The following is a 3,544-nucleotide window of genomic DNA, read 5'->3' as shown; positions in this document are numbered from 1 at the left end:
CATCTGTACCGGGGTTTTTCGCGTTCATCGTGTCCTCCAAGGCTCCACTCATACGCGATTGACCTGCAAATTTGAAACCAAGATTTTTTGACGGCTCGGGAGCGACGGCCGGAAAAGTGGCTGCCGGTTTTCCGAAGGCCGCGCGACCAGTTCAAAAAACAAAAACGCCGGCCCATCTTGTGATGGACCGGCGCCAGTTATTAGGCGGAAATTTTACAGGCCGTGCTTGGTGCGGGCCTCGGCTTCCTGCTCCTTGAACTGGTTGAAGCGGGGCAGGAATTTGTCCCAATCGATGATGTGGGCGTCGAGTTCCGGGCCATCGATGCAAGCGTGCTTGCGCACCATCTTGCCGCCGATGGTCACCGGCACCATGCAGGCGCCGCACATGCCGGTCGCGTCGACCATGATCGAGTTGAGGCTGACGACGGTCGGAACTTCGTACTTCTTGGTCAGTTCCGACACCGCCTTCATCATCAACGGCGGCCCGATCGCGATGACTTCCGCGATCTTGCGGCCGTTGACCGACTTGTTGTCATCCAGCCAGCGCTGCAGCGGGGTGGTGACGAAGCCCTTTTCGCCGAAGGTGCCGTCGTTGGTGCAGAACACCACGTCGAGCAGATCGCCGAATTCGGCTTTCAGGGTGTCGACCCGTTCGCCGTCACCGACCCAGAACAGGGCGCCCTGGGTGCGATAGCCGGCGATGAGGGTGACGTGATTGCCGAGGCGCAGGTGGTCCCGCGCGATCGGGTACACCGGCGGCAGACCGACGCCGCCGGCGCAGAACACCACGGTCTCCGACTTGCGGTCGTAGGTGTGCAGGTGCGACGGCAGGCCGAGCGGGCCGGCGATGCCTTCCAGGACTTCGCCCGGCTGCATCTTGTTGATCAGGATCGAAGAGGCGCCAACGCCCTGGATCACCAGGGTGATGGTGCCGTGCTTGGCGTCCCAATCGGCCAGGGTGAGCGGGATCAGCTCGCCCTTCGGGGTCGGCAGCACGCGGACGAACTGGCCGGCCTTGGCCGACTTCGCCACCGCCGGCGCCATCACCGTGATCTCGACGATATTGTCGGCGATCTCACGGCGCCCGACGATCTTATGCGCGGTCTGGGCCTTGGCGGTGTAAGCCGCCGCGGTTTCGACGCGCGTTTTGATCTCGGCCGGGGTGAAGGGCATTTCCTGGGCGATCTGGATGGCTGCCGACTTGCCGTCGCCAGCCGCGTTCACCGCCGTGGAGCCGCCGCGGGTGGCATCGCCGCCCGAGTAGACGTCCTTCAGCGTGGTTTCCGCGCCGTTCTCAACGACCAGGGTGCCCCACTTCGACGTTTTGATGCGGGAATCCGAATCCTTGATGATCGGGTTGGAATCGTTGCCGAGCGCCATGATCACCAGATCGACGGCGATGGTTTCGGTCTTGCCCGTCACCACCGGCGTACGGCGGCCGGAGGCGTCGGGAGCACCGAGTTCCATCACGTCGAGGATGGCATGACACACCTTGTGGTCGCCGCCGGAAACGAATTTCTGGGGCGAACGCAGGGTGGCGAGAGCGATATCCTCCTCGAGGGCATGGGCCAGCTCTTCGACGCGAGCCGGCATTTCCTTCTTGGTACGGCGGTAGACGATGGTGACGTTGGCGCCCAGACGCTTGGACGTGCGCGCCGCATCCATCGCGGTGTTGCCGCCGCCGATGATGATGACGTTCTTGTCCTTGACGATGGGAAGCGGCGTCTCGAAGTCTTCCTGGCGCGCCTGCATGAGGTTGACGCGGGTGAGGAACTCATTGGCGCTCATCACGCCGTTGAGATGCTCGCCCTCGATGTTCATGAAGCGCGGCAGGCCCGCACCGGTGCCGACGAAGATCTTGTAGAAGCCGGCGTCCTTCAGTTCCTGCAGGGTCGCCGTCTTGCCGACGACGAAGTTCTTCACGAACTTGCCGCCGAGCCGGTTGATCTTGCCGACCACGTTGTCGATCAGCGCGTTGGGCAGACGGAATTCGGGAATTCCGTAGCGCAGCACGCCGCCGAGGTCGTGGAACGCCTCGAACACCGTCACCGGATAGCCTTCCACCGAGAGGAGGTAGGCGTTGATCAGGCCGGCAGGTCCCGAGCCGACAACCGCGATCGGCGGCTTCTCGGCGCGGACCCACGGGGTCGTGTAGTCCTTCCACTCGTTCTCATCGATGCCATTTTGCTCTTCTTCGAGCCGCTGGCGTTCCGGCAGATACCACTCGATCTGACCGATTTCGATCGGCCGGCCCGAAATGTTGCAGACGCCCTGGCACTGATGCTCCTGCGGACAGACGCGACCGGTCACGTTCGGCAGCGGGTTGAGCGCTTCGATCAGCTTCAAGGCATCCTTGAGCTTGCCCTGACCCATCAGGTTGAGCAGGTTCGGGATCTCGATCGTCAGCGGGCAACCGCCCTTCTTGCGGCCCTTGGCGTCAAGGCAGCCGAGTTCGCAGGGACGATCCTCGCACTGCTTGTCGCGCAGCACTTCCAGCCACACGATCAGGTCGACCTCGCGCATGGAGTAACCCAATGCGCGATAGCCGAGGTAGCCCGTGGTGACCAGTTCGAAGTCGTTCTTGCGCTCTTCGGCGGGGCGGACGTACGGGTGGATGAAGTTCCCGCTCGGCCAATTCACCGACAGGCCCTTGAACATCGGGTACTTGTCGGAGAGGTGATGGTCGATCGCCTCGATGAACTTGCGCTTGAACTTGATCGGCGACGCCCAGATGAAGCGCTGCACTATCGTCGACATGTCGTCGTCGCGCAGAAGGATCGCCCACAGAGCCTTGGTGAATTCGGCACCGAGGGCGTCCTGCTTGAACTCCCAGGCGATCGCCGCCGTGCCGTCTTCGATGAACACCTGGCGCAACGACTTGGGGTCGCTGAGCAGGCGCTTCTTGAGAAGCTGAAGCTGCTTCTGGAAGACCTGGAAGGCTTCTGTGCCTTCCAGTTCCTCGATCGCCGCTTCCGTCGTTTCACGGGCCTTGGCTACCTCACGGTAGCGCGCGAGGTCCGCGTCGACGTTGTTCTTGGTTGCCTCACTGCTCATGAACGATCTCCGCGTCGCAGTTGGCCGCCACCTTCGCTACCTTGCCCTTGAGTTCCGCCGTCGCTTTCACCTTGGCGGCCGCACCCGGAATCAGGTGTGCGACTTCCTTCGGCGAACCGTCGACGACGATCTTGGTCTTCTCGAAGAGTTCGGGAAGCTGCGTGTAGCAGGTCTTGCAGTTGGTGCACTTGGCGATGTTGGCGTCGTCGAACCCGACCACCGCGTCGCCGTTCGCAGCCGGTGCCGCCGCCGGAGCCGCAGCCGGAGCTGCGCCACCAAGGGCAATGCCGATACCGCCGGCCGCCGGAGCCTTCGAGGACGCCGCCAGCTCGCTCATCGCACGCGCGATCGAGTCGATGGCGTTCTCGCGGCTGTCGACCGCTTCCTTGTACTGGCTCTGCAGCGCTTCCAGTTCGGCCTTGTGGCTGGCGTCGATCATCTCGACGTTGATGCCGGCAAGGTACTGCAGGGTCCGCCAATACTTGCGGCG

2 protein-coding genes are annotated in these 3,544 nt (G+C 63.0%); both read right to left on the bottom strand.

Features of this window, described 5'->3' with window-relative positions:
- Nucleotides 1-213: 213 nt before the first annotated feature.
- The gene (locus tag AC1P6P_RS08830) at nucleotides 214-3,054 is read right to left on the bottom strand and encodes a sulfide/dihydroorotate dehydrogenase-like FAD/NAD-binding protein (protein ID WP_481402071.1); all 2,841 of its coding nucleotides are present in this window, start codon (nucleotides 3,052-3,054) and stop codon (nucleotides 214-216) included.
- Nucleotides 3,044-3,544: hypothetical protein (locus AC1P6P_RS08825; RefSeq protein ID WP_481402070.1), on the bottom strand; the 501-nt coding region annotated here is incomplete at its 5' end. The genes AC1P6P_RS08825 and AC1P6P_RS08830, both read right to left, overlap by 11 nt.

Source organism: Rhizomicrobium sp. (genome assembly GCF_056722145.1).
The sequence above is the reverse complement of the archived record's forward strand: the minus strand, read 5'-3'. Positions and strand labels throughout refer to the sequence as shown.